This window comes from Bradyrhizobium sp. MV1.5 (assembly GCF_055807615.1).
Genome location: NZ_JBVVPL010000068.1, coordinates 1 through 20,540 on the forward strand (window position 1 = coordinate 1; position 20,540 = coordinate 20,540).

General features: G+C 63.7%; 17 protein-coding genes. 1 reads left to right on the forward strand and 16 read right to left on the reverse strand.

What is annotated here, in order from left to right:
• Nucleotides 1-138 precede the first annotated feature (138 nt).
• The 9 genes from cnbZ to AC0L2J_RS33190 form a co-directional block, all read right to left on the reverse strand.
• Entirely contained in the window at nucleotides 139-885 is a 747-nt protein-coding gene (gene cnbZ / locus AC0L2J_RS33150; protein WP_473247592.1) for a 2-amino-5-chloromuconate deaminase CnbZ, read from the reverse strand.
• 9 nt (nucleotides 886-894) lie between these two features.
• Entirely contained in the window at nucleotides 895-2,145 is a 1,251-nt protein-coding gene (locus AC0L2J_RS33155) for an adenylate/guanylate cyclase domain-containing protein (protein WP_007607859.1), read from the reverse strand.
• Entirely contained in the window at nucleotides 2,142-2,531 is a 390-nt protein-coding gene (locus AC0L2J_RS33160) for a response regulator (RefSeq protein WP_007607857.1), read from the reverse strand. The genes AC0L2J_RS33155 and AC0L2J_RS33160 overlap by 4 nt, the downstream gene beginning before the upstream one ends.
• Nucleotides 2,528-4,576, reverse strand: a complete 2,049-nt coding sequence (locus AC0L2J_RS33165; RefSeq protein WP_473395780.1) for a sensor histidine kinase — start codon at nucleotides 4,574-4,576, stop codon at nucleotides 2,528-2,530. The genes AC0L2J_RS33160 and AC0L2J_RS33165 overlap by 4 nt, the downstream gene beginning before the upstream one ends.
• 142 nt (nucleotides 4,577-4,718) lie before the next feature.
• Nucleotides 4,719-7,814, reverse strand: coding sequence for a MexW/MexI family multidrug efflux RND transporter permease subunit (locus AC0L2J_RS33170; protein WP_007607851.1), 3,096 nt, complete (start codon nucleotides 7,812-7,814; stop codon nucleotides 4,719-4,721).
• Nucleotides 7,815-7,890: 76 nt separating this feature from the next.
• Complete coding sequence (locus tag AC0L2J_RS33175) at nucleotides 7,891-9,084, reverse strand: efflux RND transporter periplasmic adaptor subunit (RefSeq protein ID WP_473395781.1); 1,194 nt, start codon at nucleotides 9,082-9,084, stop codon at nucleotides 7,891-7,893.
• A 1-nt stretch (nucleotide 9,085) separates the two neighbouring features.
• On the reverse strand, nucleotides 9,086-9,787 hold the full coding sequence (locus AC0L2J_RS33180; RefSeq protein WP_473395782.1) for a TetR/AcrR family transcriptional regulator: 702 nt from the start codon (nucleotides 9,785-9,787) through the stop codon (nucleotides 9,086-9,088).
• Between the two features lie 134 nt (nucleotides 9,788-9,921).
• Nucleotides 9,922-10,512, reverse strand: coding sequence for a thiamine pyrophosphate-dependent enzyme (locus AC0L2J_RS33185; protein ID WP_473395783.1), 591 nt, complete (start codon nucleotides 10,510-10,512; stop codon nucleotides 9,922-9,924).
• Complete coding sequence (locus tag AC0L2J_RS33190; RefSeq protein ID WP_007607843.1) at nucleotides 10,509-11,063, reverse strand: thiamine pyrophosphate-binding protein; 555 nt, start codon at nucleotides 11,061-11,063, stop codon at nucleotides 10,509-10,511. Before AC0L2J_RS33190 ends, AC0L2J_RS33185 begins: the two co-directional genes overlap by 4 nt.
• A gap of 107 nt (nucleotides 11,064-11,170) precedes the next feature.
• On the opposite strand from AC0L2J_RS33190, the gene AC0L2J_RS33195 reads away from it, so the two are divergent.
• Nucleotides 11,171-12,391: a cytochrome P450 gene (locus AC0L2J_RS33195; RefSeq protein WP_473395784.1), complete on the forward strand. Its 1,221-nt coding sequence runs from the start codon at nucleotides 11,171-11,173 to the stop codon at nucleotides 12,389-12,391.
• A gap of 136 nt (nucleotides 12,392-12,527) precedes the next feature.
• Here the strand turns inward: AC0L2J_RS33195 and AC0L2J_RS33200 are convergent, their stop codons facing one another.
• The 7 genes from AC0L2J_RS33200 to AC0L2J_RS33230 all read right to left on the reverse strand — a co-directional run bounded on the left by AC0L2J_RS33200 (nucleotide 12,528) and on the right by AC0L2J_RS33230 (nucleotide 20,344).
• Nucleotides 12,528-13,391 carry a sugar phosphate isomerase/epimerase family protein gene (locus AC0L2J_RS33200; protein WP_473395785.1) on the reverse strand — a complete coding sequence of 288 codons (864 nt, stop codon included), beginning with the start codon at nucleotides 13,389-13,391 and terminating at the stop codon, nucleotides 12,528-12,530.
• Nucleotides 13,391-14,596 (reverse strand): dihydrodipicolinate synthase family protein, encoded by a 1,206-nt coding sequence (locus AC0L2J_RS33205; protein ID WP_473395786.1) that lies wholly within the window; start codon nucleotides 14,594-14,596, stop codon nucleotides 13,391-13,393. Before AC0L2J_RS33205 ends, AC0L2J_RS33200 begins: the two co-directional genes overlap by 1 nt.
• 135 nt (nucleotides 14,597-14,731) lie before the next feature.
• Complete coding sequence (locus AC0L2J_RS33210) at nucleotides 14,732-15,883, reverse strand: Gfo/Idh/MocA family protein (RefSeq protein ID WP_473395787.1); 1,152 nt, start codon at nucleotides 15,881-15,883, stop codon at nucleotides 14,732-14,734.
• Nucleotides 15,880-17,277: a hypothetical protein gene (locus tag AC0L2J_RS33215; protein WP_473395788.1), complete on the reverse strand. Its 1,398-nt coding sequence runs from the start codon at nucleotides 17,275-17,277 to the stop codon at nucleotides 15,880-15,882. Before AC0L2J_RS33215 ends, AC0L2J_RS33210 begins: the two co-directional genes overlap by 4 nt.
• A 204-nt stretch (nucleotides 17,278-17,481) precedes the next feature.
• Nucleotides 17,482-18,327 (reverse strand): ABC transporter ATP-binding protein, encoded by an 846-nt coding sequence (locus AC0L2J_RS33220; RefSeq protein WP_473395789.1) that lies wholly within the window; start codon nucleotides 18,325-18,327, stop codon nucleotides 17,482-17,484.
• Between the two features lie 151 nt (nucleotides 18,328-18,478).
• Entirely contained in the window at nucleotides 18,479-19,471 is a 993-nt protein-coding gene (locus AC0L2J_RS33225; RefSeq protein WP_007607824.1) for an ABC transporter substrate-binding protein, read from the reverse strand.
• Between the two features lie 63 nt (nucleotides 19,472-19,534).
• Complete coding sequence (locus AC0L2J_RS33230; RefSeq protein ID WP_007593901.1) at nucleotides 19,535-20,344, reverse strand: ABC transporter permease; 810 nt, start codon at nucleotides 20,342-20,344, stop codon at nucleotides 19,535-19,537.
• Between the last annotated feature and the right edge of the window lie 196 nt (nucleotides 20,345-20,540).

A 20,540-nucleotide genomic window follows, 5' to 3' on the forward strand; every position in this document is an offset into this window, starting at 1 on the left:
CCGAGCACGCACAAAAAAATGCCCCACATCGAGCCTCACTCCCGCTCGGCCAATTAAGCAAAGCCCTCGCAAGCGGGGGAGGGAGCACACTTCCCCCGTTGCAGCAAACGAGCCTGATCTCACCGGTCCTTGGTCTAGCTAGATCACGGTCTCCCGCATCACGCGGCGGCAATCCATCTCGTATTCGAGATCGACCACCGGCGGCCGGGCATAGTGCCAGGTCAGGCCGGATCGCAACGCCCCGCGGCGGACGAGCTCGTCGACCAGGGCGTGGTGGAAGTCGTGCACGGAATAGGCCTGCACGCCGGTCGTGTCCTTCCAGCCGAAGCCGAAGGCCGTCATCCTGTTCTCCATCTGGGAGGTCGTCGTGAAGCGCACCTTCTCGCGAAGGCCGTCCGGACTGAGGTCGCGGTAGCGCACGGTGCGCTCGACATAGGTCCCATTGCCCTCGCGCGCCTCGGCGCCGCCTGATATCACGAAGCTCGGCGTCTTCGAGCTTGTCGGCCGCGTGAAGGAGAACGCGTAGAACGACGGCTCGGCCGGTGGATCGATCTCCGGACAGACATTGCTGCGCGCCACCGGATTGGTGGTGCCGTCGAAGATGTTCCATTCGGACAACGTCTTCACATAGTGCAGGTTGAACGCGCGAAAGCCTTCCTCGCTGAAGGCCGCGGGCGAGCGCAGTTCGCAGGCGCAGAACGCCGTGAGCGGCCGCCCCGCCTCCTGAATATACTTCGCGGCAAGTGCAAACCCTTCCGCAAGCGGCACCAGGCGGTCGAAGCGGACGCGCTCGATCTCATAGCCGTCATTCGCGGCCGCACCGGCCGAATACTGGAATACGGACGGAATGAAACGGTAATTGCCGGTGGAGAATTCACCAATCATGTCGGACTCCTATTCCAGTTGCATGCGAATGCCCTTGGCGCCGTTGAGCAGGCGCCTCAGGTGAAAGCCGGCCAGGGAATCGTCGGCATGCGTGCCGACAAGCGCGGCGAAGGCCGGCATGGCGGCGGCATCACCGGCCTCCATCTTGGCAAATGCCTCGGAATACAACGCCGTTTCCGGCGCAGCGAATTGGGCCGGCGTCAGCGGTTCGAACGCGCGCAACGGCTCGCTGCGTCCACGCAGCATCAGCTCCCCGACGGAACGACCTCGAAAATTCTCAGCCGCCTCGGCGATGCCGGCACTGACGCAAATGCGCGTGCCCAGATGCTTGTTCGCGGCTTCCAGTCGCGCCGCGATGTTGATGGAGTCACCATACGCGGTGTAGTCGAAAAACCGGTTGCCGCCGAAATTTCCGACCAGCGCCGGCCCGGCGTGAATGCCGATGCGGGTGGCGCCGAAATTCACGCCTCTCGTTTTCCAACGCGCGGAAAAATCCTCCGCCCAGACGTCGAGATCGTGCGCACAGGCGACCGCACGCGTCGCATAGTCGGGCTGATCTCCGGGCGCGTTGAAGAGCACCTGGATCGCATCGCCGATGATCTTGGCAACCGTCCCCTCATGCGCGAAGACGATTTCGGTCATGCCGCCGACATATTCGTTGAGAAGCGCACCCAGCGTCTCCGGCGGCGCAGTTTCGACCAGCGAGGTGAAGCCGGTAATATCAGTGAAAATGGTCGCGATATCGCGCCACTGCACTTCGATGCCCTCGCTCTCACCGCCGGCCGCCAAACGCTTGGCGAGCTCGGGCGAAAAATGACGCGAGAGCGCGGCATGGGCGCGCTCCGCCTCCGCCTGGCGGCCCCGCACCTCCCGTAGCATTTCGATATGGCGGATGGTCTTCTGGATCGTCATCTCCAGGTCGGCGAAGTCGATCGGCTTGGTCAGGAAGTCGAACGCGCCGCGGTTCATGGCAGTGCGAATATTGCTCATGTCGCCATAGGCCGAGACGATGATGGTGGACTTCTTGTCTTCGGCTTCCTGGAGCTTCGCCAGCAGCGACAGCCCGTCCATCCTGGGCATGTTGATGTCGGAGACCACCATGTCGACATGCGGGTTCTGCTCGAGCGACTGCAGCGCTTCGAGGCCGTCGCGGGCGAACATGATGGTCACCAACCCATCGCGAATCTGCTTGCGGAATTTTTGCAGGACCAACGCCTCGAGATCCGGCTCGTCGTCGACGAAGAGGATGGTCGCGGTCATGCGGCTTGCCCGAGCCTCGTGTCGATTTCCTGCCGCAGCAGCGCGAAATCGATCGGCTTGGTGAGAAGTCCGACTGCGCCGCGCTCGATCGCCTTCCGACGCGTCTCGGCATCGCCATAGGCGGTGATCATGATGACGGGAACGTCCGGATGCGCATCACGCACCTTCGGCAGCATGTCGAGCCCGCTCATGCCGGGCATGTTGATGTCGGACAAAACCAGGATTAACGAGGGATCGCGAACCTCCGCGGCGAGCTTCAGCGCATCGGGTGCGGACGGCGCGAATTCCATCTGGAAGCGGCCGGCGCGCAAATCGCGCCGAAACTGCTGCCGGAACAGCGCCTCGACGTCGGGCTCGTCATCGACGACCAGGATGTAAACGTTCAAGTCTTGCCTCCGGAAGTGTCGCCCGCCGCCATCATGCGCGGCAGGGTGATGATGAACTCGGTGAACACACCGGGCTCGGTGTTCACGTCGATCGTGCCGCCGTGCTGTTTCACGACGATGTCATGGCTCATGGAAAGGCCGAGCCCAGTGCCCTCGCCGGCGGGCTTGGTGGTGAAGAAGGGATTGAACATCTTCTCCCTCACCTCCGACGGGATCCCGGTGCCGTTGTCGCGAATGCGGATCTCGAGCTTGTCGCCGAGAGTTTTGGTTGCCGCGCGCAAGGTGGGCTCGAAGGCGTCTGCGGCGCTCTCCTTGCGCTTGGCGGTGGCGTAGAAGCCGTTCGAGATCAGATTGAGGAAGACGCGCGTGATTTCCTGCGGATAAACGTCGACCATGCCCGCCGCGGGGTCGAAGCCGCGCTCGATCGTGACGTTGAAGCCGGGCCTTTCGACACGGGCGCCGTGATAGGCGAGATTAAGGCTCTCCTCCAGGATCGCGTTGATATCGCTGGGGCGATGCTCGCCGGAGCCCTCGCGCGAATGCAGCAGCATGTTCCTGACGATGGAATCGGCGCGCTTGCCGTGCTGCACCACCTTTTCGAGGTTGCTCTTGAGCATGCCGGTCAGCTCGTCGACCTCCTCCTTTGTCTTGCCGTCGAGCGAGGCCCCTTGCAGGGCCTCGTTGAGCTCGTCGATCAGTTCCGTCGACACCGCCGAGAAATTGTTGACGAAATTGAGCGGGTTCTTGATCTCGTGCGCGATGCCCGCCGTGAGCTGGCCGAGGGACGCGAGCTTCTCGGTCTGAATCAGGCGGTCCTGCGCGGTGCGAAGATCGTTGAGGGATTGCCGGAGTTCTGCGGTCCGCTGCTCCACCTTGTTCTCGAGGTCTGCATACGATTCCTGTAGGCGCTCGCCCATGTGGTTGAACTGGTCTGCGAGGCCCTCGAGCTCGTCACCGGTTCTGATCGAGATGCGCTGGGAGAAATCGCCACTGCCGATGCGCTCGGCGCCGCTCCGCAGTGCCTGGATCGGCCCGACCATGCGGCGCGCGAGGAATATCCCGGCAAGCACCGCGAAGATCGACGCCGCGAGCAGCACGAATGCAAGCCGTTCCAACGCGGCATAGAGCGCCGCATAGGCCTCCTCGACGGGAAGCTCGACGAACATGGTCCAGTGCAGCGGCGCGATCGGGGCCGACGCGGTCAGCACCTTCTGTCCCTGGAGATTGCGCGCTTCGGAAAGCGCGTCGAGCGTGGCGCTGCCTCCGGCAAGCGCGGCGCGCACCTGGGTGAGACCAGACATATCGGTGTTGCGCAGGACCAGGCTAATATCGGGATGCGCGATCAGGCGTCCCTCCGGACCGACTACATAGGCATGTCCGTGCTCGCCGACCTTGATCTGGGACACGACGTCCCAGATCAGCTTGAGATTGACCTCCGCGATACTGACGCCGGCATCCTTGCGCGACCCGGCCTGCGCCAGGGTCATGTACGGCTCGGACTCCCTGCGGAAATAGACCGGACCGTAAAAAACCTTGTGCGCGACCGCCTCGGTGAACTTCGGATCGTCCGACAGGTCGATCCCGCTGTCGATCGCGTCCATGGCGAGCCGCGAGACCCGCAGCCGCTCCCTGCCGGTCGCATCGACCTGGGCGAGCTCGGTGACCGCAGGGACCTGGCGCAGCAGCCGCAGCCCATCGAACCGGCGCTGCTCGATCGAGCCCGCCGACCACGGCAGCTGCGTGGTCCAGCCGAGCTGGCTCTCGATCTCCTTGACGAACTGACCGATCTTGGCCGCGGCCGCCTCCGCCTGTTCATGCTGAACCCGGATCAGCGCGGCCTTGTGCTCGCGATAATAGAAGAAGACCTCGAACAGCCCGTTGGCCAGCAGCGCGATCGCGACGACGGCCACGAACAGCGCGACATATTTGGTGAAGAGCCGGCTCCTGATCCCCCGCCCCGGCGTCGAACCGGACGCGACGGCAACCGGCGCCGCGCTTGGCAGCGTGCTGGATTGTGGGGTGTCGGGGTGGAGGGAAAGGCTCATCCTGCCGAACCTAGCAAGAAGACCGGACCTTGTCTCTCGCGAGCGCGGGAAAGCCTGATGGGCAGTCGGGGGACCCGGGGCAAATAGAAAAGGGCGGCAGCGGATTGGCCGCTGCCGCCCTCTCGTTCGCTTATCTGCGGCCTCAGGTCGGGCGCAGCGCCTTGGAGCCGAGGTCGAGATCGTTGACCTGCTTGTTCCGCTCGGAATCGGCCGCCGCGCGATGGTCGGTCGCCAGCACCACGTAGACCGCCGGCAGCACGAACAACGTGAACAGCGTGCCGATCGACATTCCGGCGACGACCACCAGACCGATCGAGAAGCGGCTGGCGGCGCCCGCGCCGGTCGCGGTCAGGAGCGGGATCAGGCCCGTCACCATCGCGGCCGTGGTCATCAGGATCGGCCGCAGACGAATGCGGGCCGACATTTCGATGGCGGAGCGGCGATCGAGCCGCTCGTTGATCTGGAGCTCGTTGGCGAATTCCACCATCAGGATGCCGTGCTTGGTGATCAGGCCCACCAAGGTCAGCAGGCCGACCTGGGTGTAGATGTTCATGGTCGCCACGCCAAAGAACAGCGGGATCAGCGCGCCCACGATCGCCATCGGCACCGAGATCATGATGACCAGCGGATCGCGCAAGCTCTCGAACTGCGCCGCCAGCACCAGGAAGATGATGATCAGCGCGAAGCCGAAGGTGATCGCGAGCTGGTTGCCTTCCTGCACATATTGCCTGCTGTCAGCCAGATAAGCATGGCTGAAGCCTTGCGGCAGGTTTTTGGCCTCGCTCTCAAGGAAGTCGACCGCCGCACCGACCGTCACGCCGGGCATCGGCACCGCCGAGAAGGTGGCCGAATTGAGCTGATTGTAATGTGTCAGCGAATTCGGCTCGGTCTTGGTCTCGATCGACACCACCGTCGAGAGCGGAAGCTGCTGTCCGGTGTTGGTGGTCACATAGTAGCCGGCAAGAGATTCCGGCGAGAGCCGCAGGCCGCGCGGCACCTGCGGGATGACCTGATAGGAACGGCCCTCCAGGTTGAAGCGGTTGATGTAGTTGCCGCCGAGTAGCACCGCGAGCGAGCTGCCGAGGTTCTGCATGCTGACGCCGAGATCCTGCGCCTTCGTGCGGTTGATCGTCACCTTCACGTTCGGCTGGTTGTAGGCAAGATCGCTGTCGGAGACGATGAACATTCCGCTCTTGCGGGCGGCAGCCTTCAGCTTCTCCATCTGTTCGTAGACAGTCTGGAAACTGGCGGTGGAGTTGATCACCATCTGCACCGGGAGGCCGCCCGGGCCGCCCGGCAGCGGCGGCAGGTTGAACGCGAACGCCTGCACGCCCTCGATCTTGGAAAGCTCGGCCTGCACTAGCGACTTCAGCTGGATCGACGAGCGCTTGCGCTCCTCCCAGGGCTTGAGCAGCATGCCGGCGATACCGCCCTGCGGGCCGTTGATGCCGTTCAGCACGAAGCGCAGATCGGTCTCGGGGAATTTCTGGAATTCCTTGTCGAGCTTTTCGCCGTAGAAATCGACGTAGTCGATGTTGGCATATTTCGGCGCCTTGGTCACCGCGAACACGATGCCCTGGTCTTCCTCAGGCGCCAGCTCCTTCGACGTGTGCATGTAGAGGAAGCCGACGAGCCCGAGGATGGTCACCGCAAACAGGCCGGTGATGGCCTTGTAGTCGAGCGAGCGGTCGAGCCTGCGCCCGTACCACCGCGTCAGCGCGCCAAACACCTTGTTGACCGCCTTGGCGAAACGACCCTCTTCGGTGTTCTTCAGCAGCACCGAGCACATCATCGGCGATAGCGTCAGCGCGATCACGCCGGACACGATCACCGAGCCCGCAAGCGTGAAGGCGAATTCGCGGAACAGCGAGCCGGTCAGGCCGCCGAGGAAACCGATCGGCGCGTACACGGCTGCGAGCGTGATGGTCATCGAGACGACGGGACCCACGATTTCGCGCGCGCCTTCCAGCGACGCCTGGACCGGCGTTTTCCCTTCCTCCAGATGACGATGGATGTTTTCCACCACGACGATGGCGTCGTCGACCACGAGGCCGATCGCGAGCACCATCGCGAGCAGGGTCAGCAGGTTGAAGCTGAAGCCCAGCGCCAGCATCAGCGTGCAGACGCCGATCATCGACAGCGGGATGGTGACGACGGGGATGATCACCGAGCGGAACGACGCCAGGAACAGGAAGATCACCACGATCACGATAATCACGGCTTCACCCAGTGTCTTCTCGACCTCGTCAATCGAGGATTGGATGAACTTGGTCGAATCGTAGGCGACCTTCATCTTCATCGACGGTGGCAGATTGCGCTCCAGCTCGGGGAACAGCGCCCGCACGCCCTTGACCAGCGTCAGCGGGTTGCCCTGCGGCGTTGCCTGCACACCGATGAAGATGGCGTGCTCGCCGTTGAAGGCGACGCTCGCGTCCGTGCTCTGGGCCGCAAGTTCGACAGTGGCGATGTCCTCCATCCGCACGAAGCCGCCGTCCTTGGCCTTGACGATCATCTTCTTGAACTGGTTGACGTCGGTCAGGCCCGTATTCGTCGATACGTTCGAGACAATGAGATAGCCCTTGGTCTGCCCCGCCGCGGACTGGAAGTTGTTGGCGGTGATCGCGGTCGCGACATCCGCAGGCGACACGTTGCGGCCGGCCATCTTCAGGGGATCAAGCCACAGCCGCATCGCAAAGGTCTGGCCACCGAGAATGTCGGCGGAGGCCACGCCGTCGACGGTCGACAGCACCGGTTGCACAACGCGCGTCAGATAGTCTGAGATCGCCGAGCCCGACAGCTCTTCCGACGAGAATCCGAGATACATCACGGCCGTGGTCTGGCCCGTGGTCTTGGTGACGATCGGGTCGTTGGATTCCTTCGGGATCAAATATTTGACCGAGTTCGTCTTGGCCAGAACCTCGGTCAGCGCCTGGTTCGGATCGAAATTCAGCTTGATGTAGACCTGGATCGTCGAGGTGCCGAGCACCGAGGAGGAGGTGATGTAATCGACACCTTCGGCGGAAGCGACCGCCTGCTCGATCGGCGTGGTGATGAAGCCCTGGATCAGGTCCGCGGACGCGCCCGGATAGACGGTCGTGATGTTGATGACCGTGTTCGACAGCTTCGGATATTGCCGGATCGGCAGCGTCGTCGCCGCGCGCAGGCCGATCAGCAGGATCAGCAGGCTGACGACCACCGACAGGACCGGGCGTTTGATGAAAATGTCAGTAAAGCGCATCGCGGCGATCTCGATTTCTTTGACTTGCAAAGCGCATGACCCGGCCGTGCCGGATCATGCTGCAACGTGTACGATGTCAGTAGCGCGGCGGCTGCGCCGGGATCTGCGGAGCCGGGTCGGTCGAAATCGACACTGCCGCACCCGATTGCAGCTTGAGCTGGCCGACGGCGACGACCTTGTCGCCCGGCTTCACGCCCTTGACGATTTCGACGCGGCCTTCGACCCGGCTGCCGGTCTGCACGAAAGTGCGCACCGCGCTCAGGCTGGTCTTGCCGTCCGCTTCCTTCTTCTCGGTGATCACGAACACCGAGTCGCCGTAAAGCGTGTAGTCGACCGCCGTCTCCGGCACGGTGACCACGGCCGGCTTGTCCGGCAGCACCACCGTGGTGGTCACGAACATGCCGGGCTTCAGGATCTTCTCCGGATTGGAGACGGTCGCCTGCACGCGGATGTTACGGGTGTCGGCCGAGATCTGCGGCTCGATCGTGGTGATCTTGGCGTCGAAGGTGCGGCCCGGATAGGCGTCGACCTTCAGCCGGACCGGCTGACCGACCTTGAGGCTGCCCGAGTCCTTTTCCGTCACCGTGAAGTTGGCCCACAGCTCCGATAGATCCGTCAGCGAAACGATGGCCGTGCCGGCGGTCAGATACTGGCCGACCTCGACCTTGCGGACGCCGAGATCGCCGGCGAACGGCGCGCGGACCAGCTTCTGGGAGATCAACGCTTCGGTCTTGGCGATACCCGCCTGCGCCTGGTCGTACGCGGCCTGCGCGGTGTCGACGGTTGCCTGCGGCCCGAACTGTCGCGATGCCAATTGCTTGGCGCGGTCGAGCGACAGCTGCGCGACGGTGGACTGCGCCTTGTAATTGGCAAGGTCGCCCTGCTCCGGCGCGTCGAACATCTGCACCAGCGGCGTGCCGGCCTCGACATGCGTGCCTGGCGCGAACTTGATCTCGGTGACGCGGCCGTTGACGTCGGCGCTGACGTCGACCTGGTGCACGGCGGCGAGACCACCGACCGCGGTCAGCAGGTTCGGCACCACCTCGGACTTCGCCTCGGCGGCGCTGACCGCGACCGGGGGCGGCTTGTTGTTGGCGAAGAACTGCTTGATCATCTGGCCGCGGAAATAATTGAACCAGACGAGGCCACCGACGAGCACGGCCAGAAGCGTGCCGACGATGATGAACCAGAGCACCGGCCGGACCGGACGCTTGGGAGCCTTGTTGTCGATCGGTTCGCCCGAAATCTTGTGTTCGGTGACGATGTTCATGTCATGCACTCTCTGCAATCGCCGACTTGCCCGCACACGCGGCCTGATTGCGGCCCAAATGCGAGACAATTGCGGCGTCGTTAAGTCCGATACCCCTAAGGAGAAACTCACAGAGCTGCCGCTCGAGGTCGTTCGCCTTGCCGTAAGCGAGACACGGCGTGGCCGGCAGCCTGGTCAGTGCAGCCGTCATCACCGTGTGATGCGCAAACCAGAACAGGTTGAGCGGTTCGCCGTTGTATGGCCGCGCGTCCCCCGCGGCAACCGCACGCTTGAGCGAGGCAACGAAGGCCGCCCCGATCAGCGCCTCGATCTTGGCATATAGCAAACGCGCGAATTCGCCATCATCCAAATGACTCGTGGTCATCAGTCGCAGGCGCTGGGCTTCTTCCTGGTCGGGCCCGTCGGCGATGTGCATGAAATGCCCGACCATGCCGCGGATCACTTCGACCAACGTAGCGGTCGACGGCTCACGTTCGAGCAGCTCCATGAGCGCCGGGTCCGCCTCGCATTCGTCGCTGAGAATTTCGGCGTACAGCGCGGCTTTGGATGGGAAATGTTTGAACAGCAACGCTTCGGAAATGGCAGCGGCGGCCGCCACGCTCTTTGTCGTGGTGCCGGTATAGCCGTGTCGGGCAAAGCAACGCTTTGCGGCGCCGAGGATCAATTGACGCCTCAGGTCGCTCGTCATACGCAATGAGCTCATGCTAGTGAGTAAGCACTCACCGACGCAAAAGTCAAGCACTATGCTGCATCGCAACCTGGATGCGTTGTAATTCCAGTGGAAATTGACCTCGCCTACACGGTCCCCGTGCAGGACGGGAGCGCCAGAAGGCCCGTCTAGATTGGCTGGAAACCGAGGTCGCCGCGAATTCGGTTGAGGATGTAGGTCCCATCCCGGCTCGGCAAGATCCGCTCCAGACTGGCGCTGTCGATCTTCACATTGGCAAAGCGCGGCCCGGCCGTGACGTCGTGGACGGCTTTGGCGAAGGCTTCGACCTCGGCCATGGTCGTCACAGACCGACTGTCCCCGATGCCGCAGGCCTTGGCGACGCCGACGAGATCGGCGGCCGCGGCGGTATGGCTGGTCTGACCGCCGGTCTCGCCATAGGCCTCGTTGTCGAGCACTGCGATCGAGAGATTGGGCGGCTTTTGCAGGCCGATGGTGGCAAGGCTACCCATGCCCATCAGCATCTCGCCGTCGCCGGTGATGACCAGCACCGGCAACTTTGGCTGCGCCAGAGCGAGTCCCAGGCCGATCATCGCCGCCCCGCCCATGCCGCCCCAGAGGTAGAAATTCCGGGCGTGGTCGCCGGCCGCGCACATGTCGTTGGTGGAGGCCCCGAGGCCGCCGATCGCAACCACATTCTTGCGGTCCGCGAGAAGCGTGGACACCACCTGACGGCGGTCGAGGAGATTGGCCTTGCTCATTTGGTGAAAACCTTGGCGCCGATCAGGCGCTGCGACAGCAGAACGGCGGTGGGCGTGAGGGCGCTGTAGGCCTGCGCGGCCGCCGCCTCGAGCACGGCCGGCACCTCGGCTGCGGTCGAAGCCCGCAGCACCTTGACGCCCGAGAGCTCGAATATGCCCTGCGTGGTCGACCCCATCGGCACCTGCCACGGATTGAACTCGCCCCACTCGCCTCGCATGGTCACTAACGTGAGGAAGGGAAAGCGCAGGATCGGGATCAGCGACAGCATGTTGATGCAATTGCCGACCCCGCTCGACTGCATCAACAGCACACCGCGCTGGCCGCCGGTCCAGGCGCCGGCGAGAAGCGCCACGCCCTCCTCCTCCGTCGTCAGCGGAATGCCGCGCATCGTGGACGAGGCCAGCACGCGCTGGATCAACCTCGAATGACCGGCGTCGGGCACGTAGGGGACCTGCCGAACGTCGAAGCGTTGCAAGGTCGCGAAAATATCGTCGGGCCAATGAGTGCCGGACTCAGTGGCCGTGTCGGCAGCGTCAGAGCGGGCGTGCATTTTCCTGTCCGGTCGGCTTGCAAATCGCAGCTCGACTGTAGACGGTGAACCGAGCCGCTCAAAAGAGCGAATACAGCATATCGGACTCAACCGGCGAGTATGGCGGCATGAACGCAAGTGCGAATGAACTGGCGGCCAGTTTCGATCTGGAGCAGCTGACGCCGGAATTCTACGACAATCCCTACCCGACCTATCGTGCACTGCGGGAGAACGAGCCGGTCAAGCGCCTGCGCAACGGCACCGTGTTCCTGACCCGCTATGACGATCTCGTCACGACCTACAAGAACACAAGATCGTTCAGCTCGGACAAGAAGCGCGAGTTCGCGCCGAAATACGGCGACACCCCGCTCTACGAGCACCACACCACGAGCCTCGTCTTCAACGATCCGCCGGCACATACGCGCGTGCGGCGGCTGATCATGGGCGCGCTGTCGCCGCGCGCGATCGCGGGGATGGAACCTGATATCATCAAGCTGGTCGACGGCCTGCTCGACGCCATCGCCGTCAAGGGCACTTGCGAGCTGATCGAGGATTTCGCCGCCTCGATCCCCATCGAGGTGATCGGCAATTTGCTCGACGTGCCCCATGACGAGCGCGCGCCGCTGCGCGATTGGTCGCTGGCGATCCTGGGCGCCCTCGAACCGGTGGTGTCGCCTGAAGTCGCTGCCCGCGGCAACAAGGCGGTGACGGATTTCCTCGGCTACCTGCGAACGCTGGTCGCGCGCCGGCGCGAAAGGCCCGGCAATCCCGAACGCGACGTGCTGACGCGCCTGATCCAGGGCGAGGACAACGGCGAGCGGCTGACCGAGAAGGAGCTGCTGCACAACTGCATCTTCCTGCTCAATGCCGGCCACGAGACCACCACCAATTTGATCGGCAACGGCCTCGTGGCGCTCGACCGCAATCCGGATCAGAAGCGGCGGCTGATCGACAATCCCGGGCTGATCAAGACTGCGGTCGAAGAGATGCTGCGCTACGAGAGCTCGAACCAGCTCGGCAACCGCATGACCACGGAGCGCGTCGAGCTCGGCGGAATCATGCTCGATGCCGGCACGTCGATCACGCTGTGCATCGGCGCGGCCAACCGCGATCCGGCGCAGTTTCCGGACCCAGAGAGATTCGACATCGCGCGCACGCCGAACCGGCATCTCGCCTTCGGCACCGGCGCGCATCAATGCGCCGGCATGGCGCTGGCGCGGCTGGAAGGCGCCATCGCGGTCTCACGCTTCTTGGCGCGCTTCCCGAACTATGCCGTGAGCGGACAGCCGGTCAGGGGCGGACGGGTGCGCTTCCGCGGGTTTTTGAGCGTGCCTTGCGCGATCGGCTGAGGCCTCAAACAAAAAAACGCGAAAACAACCCCATGCACAGTAGAAGGTTACCGCCGCGCGATGCGCCGGTGATCCCGCGCAACCATTTGACATCTCAGGCCATCGGCGCCGCCGCGCGCAACAAATTCCGGAAGGCCTAAACCACCGTCTTGTGCCGCGCGATGCAGGTTTGCAGCACCTCGTCCATCGGTTTGCTCCACCAGTCGTTGGAGAAGATTTCGATCTCCGAATAGCCGGCAAAGCCCTGTGCTTCGACCGCTTCACGCACCGATTTGATGTCGATCACGCCATCGCCCATCATCCCGCGGTCGTTGAGAATGTCCCTGGTCGGCACCAGCCAGTCGCAGACATGGAAGGCGAGCAGGCGATCACGGCCGGCGCGCGCGATCTGCCCCATCAGCTCCGGATCCCACCAGATGTGATAGACGTCGAGCGCGACGCCCAGCAGGCCGCTGCGACCGGGATCAAGCCGGTCGCAGATGTCGAGCGCCTGCTTCGTCGTATTGACGCAGGCGCGGTCCGCCGCATAGGCCGGATGCAGCGGCTCGATCGCCAGCGGCAGCTTTGCCTGTCTGGCGTAATCGAGCATATCCGCGAGCGCTTCCTCGACCTGCGTCCGCGCGCCGGCGATGTCCTTCGACGCCTCGCTGCCCGGCCGCGAATATTGCGGCAGGCCGCCGACGACGAGCACGATGCAGGGGGCCCCCAGCGCCTTGGCTTCATCGACGCAGCGCCGGTTGTCGTCGCGCACCTCGCCCCGCCGCGATGCGTCCGACGTGAACATGCCGCCACGGCAATAGCCCGACAGGTCGAGACCGGCATCGCGCACCGCACGCGCGGCGCGATCGAGGCCGACGGAAGCGACCTGGTCACGCCAGGGGTCGATGGCGCGGATGCCGTGCCTGGCACAGGCGTCGATGATTTCGACGAGGTCACCCTGCTTGCGGATTGTCGCCGTGTTGAGCGAGAGCCAGCGATGGTCGGACGAAAAATCACGCATCAGGATTCGATTCCGTGCGTTGAGAGCACCGCCTTCATCCGCCGCGTCGCCAACTCCGGATCGGCGAGCAGCCCGGCCTTGTCGGCCAGCCGGAACAGCTCGGCCAGATGCAGCATCGAGCGCGTGCTCTCCTGCCCGCCGACCATGGTGAAGTGGTCCTGGTGACCATTGAGGTATGCCATGAACACCACGCCGGTCTTGTAGAACCGCGTCGGCGCCTTGAAGATGTGCCGCGACAGCGGCACCGTCGGCCCCAGCACGTCGTGGAAGCCCGCCTCATCACCAGCAGCCAGCCGCGACAAGGCGTAGGACGCCGCCGGCGCGATCGCATCGAAGATCCCGAGCAGCGCGTGCGAAAAGCCCTGTTCGTCGCCGGCAATCAGCTCCGCATAATTAAAATCGTCGCCGGTGTACATCTTGATGCGCTTGTCGAGACGACGGCGCATGTCGATCTCGCGCTGCTTGTCGAGCAGCGAAACCTTGACACCGTCGACCTTGGCGGCGTTGCCGTTGATGATGGCGACCGCAATATCCATTGCCTTGTCGAGATCGTTGGTGCCCCAATATCCCGTCAGCGCCGGATCGAACATGTCGCCAAGCCAGTGGATGATCACAGGCTCGCGAACCTGCGACAGCACGCGATCGTAAACCTTGGCGTAGTCGTCGGCGTTACGGCCAAGTTTCGCCAGCGCGCGCGATGCCATCAGGATGATGCGGCCGCCGACCTTCTCGACCGCCGAGATCTGCTCCTCATAGGCGCGGATCACGTCGTCGAGACTCTTGGCGTCCTCGACCGCGAGATGGTCCGTGCCCGCTCCGGAAAACACCAGCGCGTTGCGCCGCTTCGCGGCAGACACCGAGCGCGTGATCAGCTCCAGCGAGGTCGGCCAATCCAGCCCCATGCCGCGCTGCGCGGTATCCATGGCTTCGGCCACGCCAAGACCGAGATCCCAGACGTGCTCGCGGAAGGCGATGGTCTTGTCCCAGTCGACGGCAGCGGAGAGCCACGGGTCGTTGTCGGCGAAGGGATCGGTCACGGTATGGACGGCGGAGAACGCAATGCGGTTCAGCGGTCCCTCGAGCTTTGCGGGAAACGTTCGCGAGGCCGCGAGCCGGTAGGTCTCGATCGAGCGATCGGCCTTCGGCAGCTTGAGCGACAACGACGACATCGGCTGGACGGGCTTGGGCTGGACGGGCTTGTTCATGATTTCAGACCTCTCCCCGTCATTGCGAGGAGCGAAGCGACGAAGCAATCCAGACTCTCGCCGCGGAGGCACTCTGGATTGCTTCGCTTCGCTCGCAATGACGGCTCAATAACATCGACACTTGTCCAATAGACCTCAGACCTTGATCGGGGCGACGTCGATCCAGCGCCGCTCTTTCCAGCTCTTCAGCGCGCATTCGGCGAGTTGCACGCCCTTGACGCCTTCGAGCAGCGTGAACTTGTAGGGCGCATCCTCGTAGACGTGGCGGATGAACATCTCCCACTGCTCCTTGAAGCCGTTGTCGTAGGTGACGTTGTCAGGCAGCTTCTGCCAGTCGCCATAGAAGTCGTGGAGCCGCTTCTCGTCGGGATTCCACACCGGCCGGGGCGTTGCCTGCCGCGCCTGGATCATGCAGTCGGAAAGGCCGGCGACGGCCGAGCCGAGCGTGCCGTCCACCTGGAAGGTGACGAGATCGTCGCGATAGACGCGCGTCACCCAGGACATGTTGATGTGGGCGATGGCGCCGCCCTTGAGCTGGAACGTGGCATAGGCGGAGTCGTCGGCGGTCGCCTTGTACTTCTTGCCCTGCTCGTCGAAACGCTCGGGAATGTCGGTGTTGCCGATGCAGCTCACGCTCTCGACTTCGCCGAAGAGATTGTCGAGCACGTAGCGCCAGTGGCAAACCATGTCGAGGATGATGCCGCCGCCGTCCTCGTCGCGGTAGTTCCAGGACGGCCGCTGCGCCTCCTGCCAGCCGCCTTCGAACACCCAATAACCGAACTCGCCGCGCACCGAGAGGATGCGGCCGAAGAAGCCGGAGTCGCGCAGGAAGGCAATCTTCTTCAGGCCGGGCAGGAACAGCTTGTCCTGCACCGTGCCGTGCTTGACGCCCTTGGCGTTGGCGAGCTTGACGACCTCGAGCGCCGCCTCGAAATTGGTCGCGATCGGCTTCTCGCAATAGACGTGCTTGCCGGCATTGATGGCCTGGGTCAGAAGGCCCGGCCGCGCCTGTGTGGTCGCGGCATCGAAGAACATGGTGTCGTTCTTGTCGGCGAGGGCCGCATCGAGATCGGTGGTCCAGCGCGTGATGTTGTAGCGCTTGGCAAGGGCCTCGACCTTCTCGGCGCTGCGGCCGACCAGGATCGGATCTGGCATGACGCGGTCGCCGTTCTTCAAGCGGACGCCGCCCTGCTCGCGGATCGCGACGATCGAGCGGATCAGATGCTGGTTGAGCCCCATGCGGCCGGTGACGCCGTTCATGATGAGGCCGAGGCGTTGGGTGGTCATGCCGGTTTCTCCCAGAGTGATTTTGGCTGTTCGAGCGGGCGTAGCGCCGACCAGTCCGGATGAACCGACGTTGCAAAGCCCGCTTGGTTGAGCGACCCCGTCAGGAGATCGCCTTGGTGAATCGAGAGACGGATGCCCTGCCCGGCATCGGCGTAGAGATCCGGGTGGGCGGCGGCGAAGGCCTGGGCTTCAGCGGCGGGCGTGTCACCGAAGCCGTCCACGTAGTGATGGCCGTTGCGCTCCGCGTGGGTGATGCCGATGAACGCGCCGAGCGCAAGGTCCTGCTGCACGGCAAGACCCGCCTGGCAGGTGAGGTCCTCGCCGGTCACGAAAAATCTTTCGCCGGCCGCGCTCCATTTCGCTGCGCGCGTCGCGTTGACGATGGACTTGTAAGGCCCTTTGCAGGATTTCGACGAGATGCCGCGATAGCCAAGCGCCCGTGCCGCAGGAAACGCGTCGTAGGAATCGTCGGCTTCGTCGATGATGAAGCCGCGCGCAGCGAGCGGGCCGAGCGGCGACTGCCTCGTGACATCGCGCGGCATCGGCTGCTCGACATAGAGCAGCCTGGATGAAATCGATCGCAGGGCGGGATCATGGTCGAGCCGGTCGATCAGTGCCTGCAACGCCGCGAGATCGGCATATTGCTCGTTGGCATCGAGCGTCACCTTGTAGTCACGGTCCAGCGCATCGAGCTCCTTGCCAATGCGCGCCAGCCGCGCTGCATCGGCGACGGGGTCCCCCGACAGCTTCAGCTTGAAATATCTTGCACCGGAGTTCTCGCGGGCATCCGCAACCCCGCCCTCACCTTCAATGGAATCGTCGAGGCCGACGGTATGCCTGATGGCAACACGCGACAGCGGCTTCCGGCCGGATAGAAACCTCGTGAGATCCCCTTCACTCAGGTCGGGCGAAAGCCGCGCATCGATGCCGGCGATGTTGCCGGCCATGCCATCGAAAAAATTGGTCTCGGCAGCGCGGAGCAGCGCATCGAGGATCGCTTTGTCGATTTCGGCGGGGCCGTAAGCCGCCGCAAGCGCCGGAATGTTCTTTTTGGCACAAGTTGCGACCTGGGCACCGATGCAAGAGGCATGCAGATCGAATGCCGTCAGAAATCCGGTTCGCGCAAGATAAAGCCCCCGCGCGATTTCCAGGGAACGGCGCAAGTCATCGACGGTCTGCGCCGGCGACAGCTCCGGCCGCTTGTCGAACCATTTTGGCACCAGCAGCTCGGCACTGGCACCGACCGCGCTTCCCCTGCCCTCCACCTCGATCTCGACCCGCACGAACAGCTGCGGCGTCGCGTTGATGGTGATCGCGCCGAAGCGGAACGGCCGCGCGAACTGCACGGGACGTTCGAAGAAGGTAATGTCTCGCAGCTTCAGGCGCGGGGACATGGTGCTACTTGGCTTCCGAGACGCGGCTCAGGCGGCAGTGCACCTCTCCCGCCTGCGGGAGAGGTCGGCACGAAGTGCCGGGTGAGGGCTTTCTCCTCTGGGGGGTTCTCGCGCGTGGAGACACCCTCTCCCCAGCCCTCCCCCGCAGGCGGGGGAGGGAGCGCACCGTGCTTGCGGTCACGATCAAGGGACATCCCATCCGTCCTAATCCAATGCCCCTTGCGAGAAAAAGTGCTTGCGGATGCGCTGCACCAGCTCCGTGAAAACAGGATCAGCCATCACGTCCAGCGAACGGGGCCGCGGCAGCGGCACGTCGTAGATCGCGGCGATCGCGCCGGGCCGCTCGGTCATGACCAGCACGCGGTCGGCGAGGAACACGGCCTCAGGGATCGAATGCGTGATCAGCAGGACCGTCTTCCGGGTTTCGCGCTGGATCCGCATCAACTCGACATTCATGCGCTCGCGCGTCAGCGCATCAAGCGCGCCGAACGGCTCGTCCATCAACATGATCCTGGGATCATGCACCAGGGCACGGCAGATCGAGGCGCGCTGCTGCATGCCGCCGGAGAGCTGCCACGGCAGCTTCTTCTCGAAGCCTTCGAGCCCGACCAGCTTCAACAGCGCCTTGGCGCGGTCGAGATATGTCTGGCGCGGCAGCCGCTTCATGTCGATCGGCAGCATCACGTTGGACAGGATGTTGCGCCATGGCAGCAGCAGCGCGTTCTGGAACACGATGCCGACATTGCCGTGCGGCGCCGTCACCTTCTCGCCCTCGACCAGGATTTCGCCCGTCGTCGGCGGCAGCAGTCCCGAGATCAGCTTGAGCAGCGTGGACTTGCCGCAGCCGGATGGGCCGACCACGACGAAGAACTCGCCGTCGTTGATATGGAAGTCGAGCGGCCGCAACGACGGCACATCGCCGTCGCGCGTCCGGTAGGTCTTCGACACACCTGACAGTTTGATGCCCGATGCATCGCCGGCAGCCCGGTCGCTCACCAGCCTCAGATGCGCGGCCGGTTGCGTTTCGATTGGTTGGGTCGCAGCGTTCATCGCAGCTCTCTCGGACCGTCGTCCCGGCGAAAGCCGGGACCCATACGCCGTGCCGGCGCGTTTGAGCTCACGGGTGGGGACCTTTCGCAACAAGTGTGGCCGGTGGTTATGGGTCCCGGCTTTCGCCGGGACGACAGCCGAACTTTATGACTCACGAGCCGCTCTTCGGCAGATAGTCGTTGGTGTAGAACGCCTTCGGGTTCTCCTTGGCCTTGGCATCGAGCCCACCATATTCGACCATCAGATTGACCGTATCAGTCATGTTCTGGTCGGTGACCTGGAATGGCCGCTTGCTCTTGGTCTCCGCGGTCCGGTACAGCGGAATGGTCAGCTCAAAACCCTGCGTCAGCGTATCGATCTTGCCGCCCTTGGGGTTGGCATCGAGGATCGACTGCGCAGCGGCCTTCGGCTCCTTCTCGGCGGCTTCGACCGCCTTGGTCGTCGCCGACATGAAGCGGCGGACGAGGTCGGCATTGGCTTTCACATAATCAGTGTTGGCGATGATGCCCGAGGAAACCATGTTGATGCCGTAGTCGGCGAACTTGATGGGATAGACGTCCTTGCCCGTGGCGTCCTTGATCTTCATCGACTGGTCCATGACGTAGCCGAGCAGGAGATCAGCCTGGCCATTGATGACGGCGTTGAGCTTGGTCTGGCCATCGCCCGCCACCGTCTGGAAGTCGCTTTCCTTGAGGCCGGTCTTCTTCAGGAACAGCGGCCAGATCTGGGTCATGGAATCGGCCGGCGTGATCGCCACCGTCTTGCCCTTGATATCCTCGGGCTTCCTGATGTTCTTGTCGACGAAACCCATGGCGGACATCGGGCTGGTCTGGAGCAGCACGCCGGTCGCAACCACCGGCGCGCCCTTGATCGCTGCGCGCATCATGGTGGGCACGTCGACATAGCCGAAATCGGCGGTCTTGGCGGCGACGGCCTGCGTGGTCGCGGCCGAGCCGCGGCCTTCCTGGATCTCGAGGTCGATGCCTTCGGCGGCGTAGATGCCCTTGGCCTTGCCGTAATAGAACGGCGCGTGCTCGCCATAGACGTACCAGTTGAGCATCAGCACGACCTTGTCGGCTGCTTGCGCCGGCATGGCCGCGAACACCATCAGCGCCGCCGAGACAGCTCCTATCCACCGCTTCATCGTCACTCTCCCTTGTCGTTGTTTGCGTCGGCCTTTGGCGGCCGTTCGTTGCTTTGGTTGTTGTTAAGAGGCGAAAATCACGTCCTCGCGCTGGCTGACATGCCAGGGAATGACCAGCTTCTCGATCCGGTCCACGATCCAGAACAGGATGACGCCGAGCAGCGCGAGGATCACAAGCGCCGCGAACATCGTCGGCAGGTCGAAGGTTCCGATCGAGCGTTGCATCACATAGCCGATGCCGGAGTTTGAGCCGACGAACTCGCCGACGACGGCGCCGACCACGGCGAGCGTCACTGACACTTTGAGGCCGGAGAAGATCGCGGGCAGCGCATGCGGCAGGTTCACCGCGCAAAACACCTGGAAGCGGCTGCCCTGCATGGCGCGGGCGAGATCGACCATATCTGGATCGACCGATTTGAAGCCCTGCACGGCGGAGACCACCACCGGAAAGAAGCCGAGCAGGAACGCCGAGATCACTTTCGGAATGATGCCGAAGCCGAACCACACCACGAACAGCGGCGCGATCGCGATCTTCGGCACGGATTGCGAGAACACCAGCAGCGGATAGACGTAGCTCTCCACCGTCTTGGAGCCCGCGATCAGCATCGCGATGGGGATACCGAACAGCGCCGAAAGCGCGAAGCCGCAGACGGTCGCATAAGTCGTCGGCCAGGACTGGCGCAGCAGTTCCGGCCAATCGGTGCGCAGCACCGCAATGACATCGCCCGGCGACGGGATCTGGTAGGCGGGAATCTTGAACAGCCGGATCGCGAGATCCCAGGCCACGACGATGAACACCAGGAACAAAAACGGCCGGATCCAGGCCGCGTTCAGCATCTTGGACACCGCACTCTGCGGCTTCAGCTCAGCCACGTCTCACTCCCGGTCGTCTTGTTCGTTGCGGAGAAATTAACCCGTTGGGTAAATACTGTCCAGCGGTTTTCCTGCGACGTTTTGGGCGGGGGTTCGGGGGGGTTTGGGGGGGGGGATCGCGGGCGAAACGTGCCGTCCCTCCAAACATTCGGTGTCGTCCTGGCGAAGGCCAGGCCCCATAACCACAGGGTGAAGT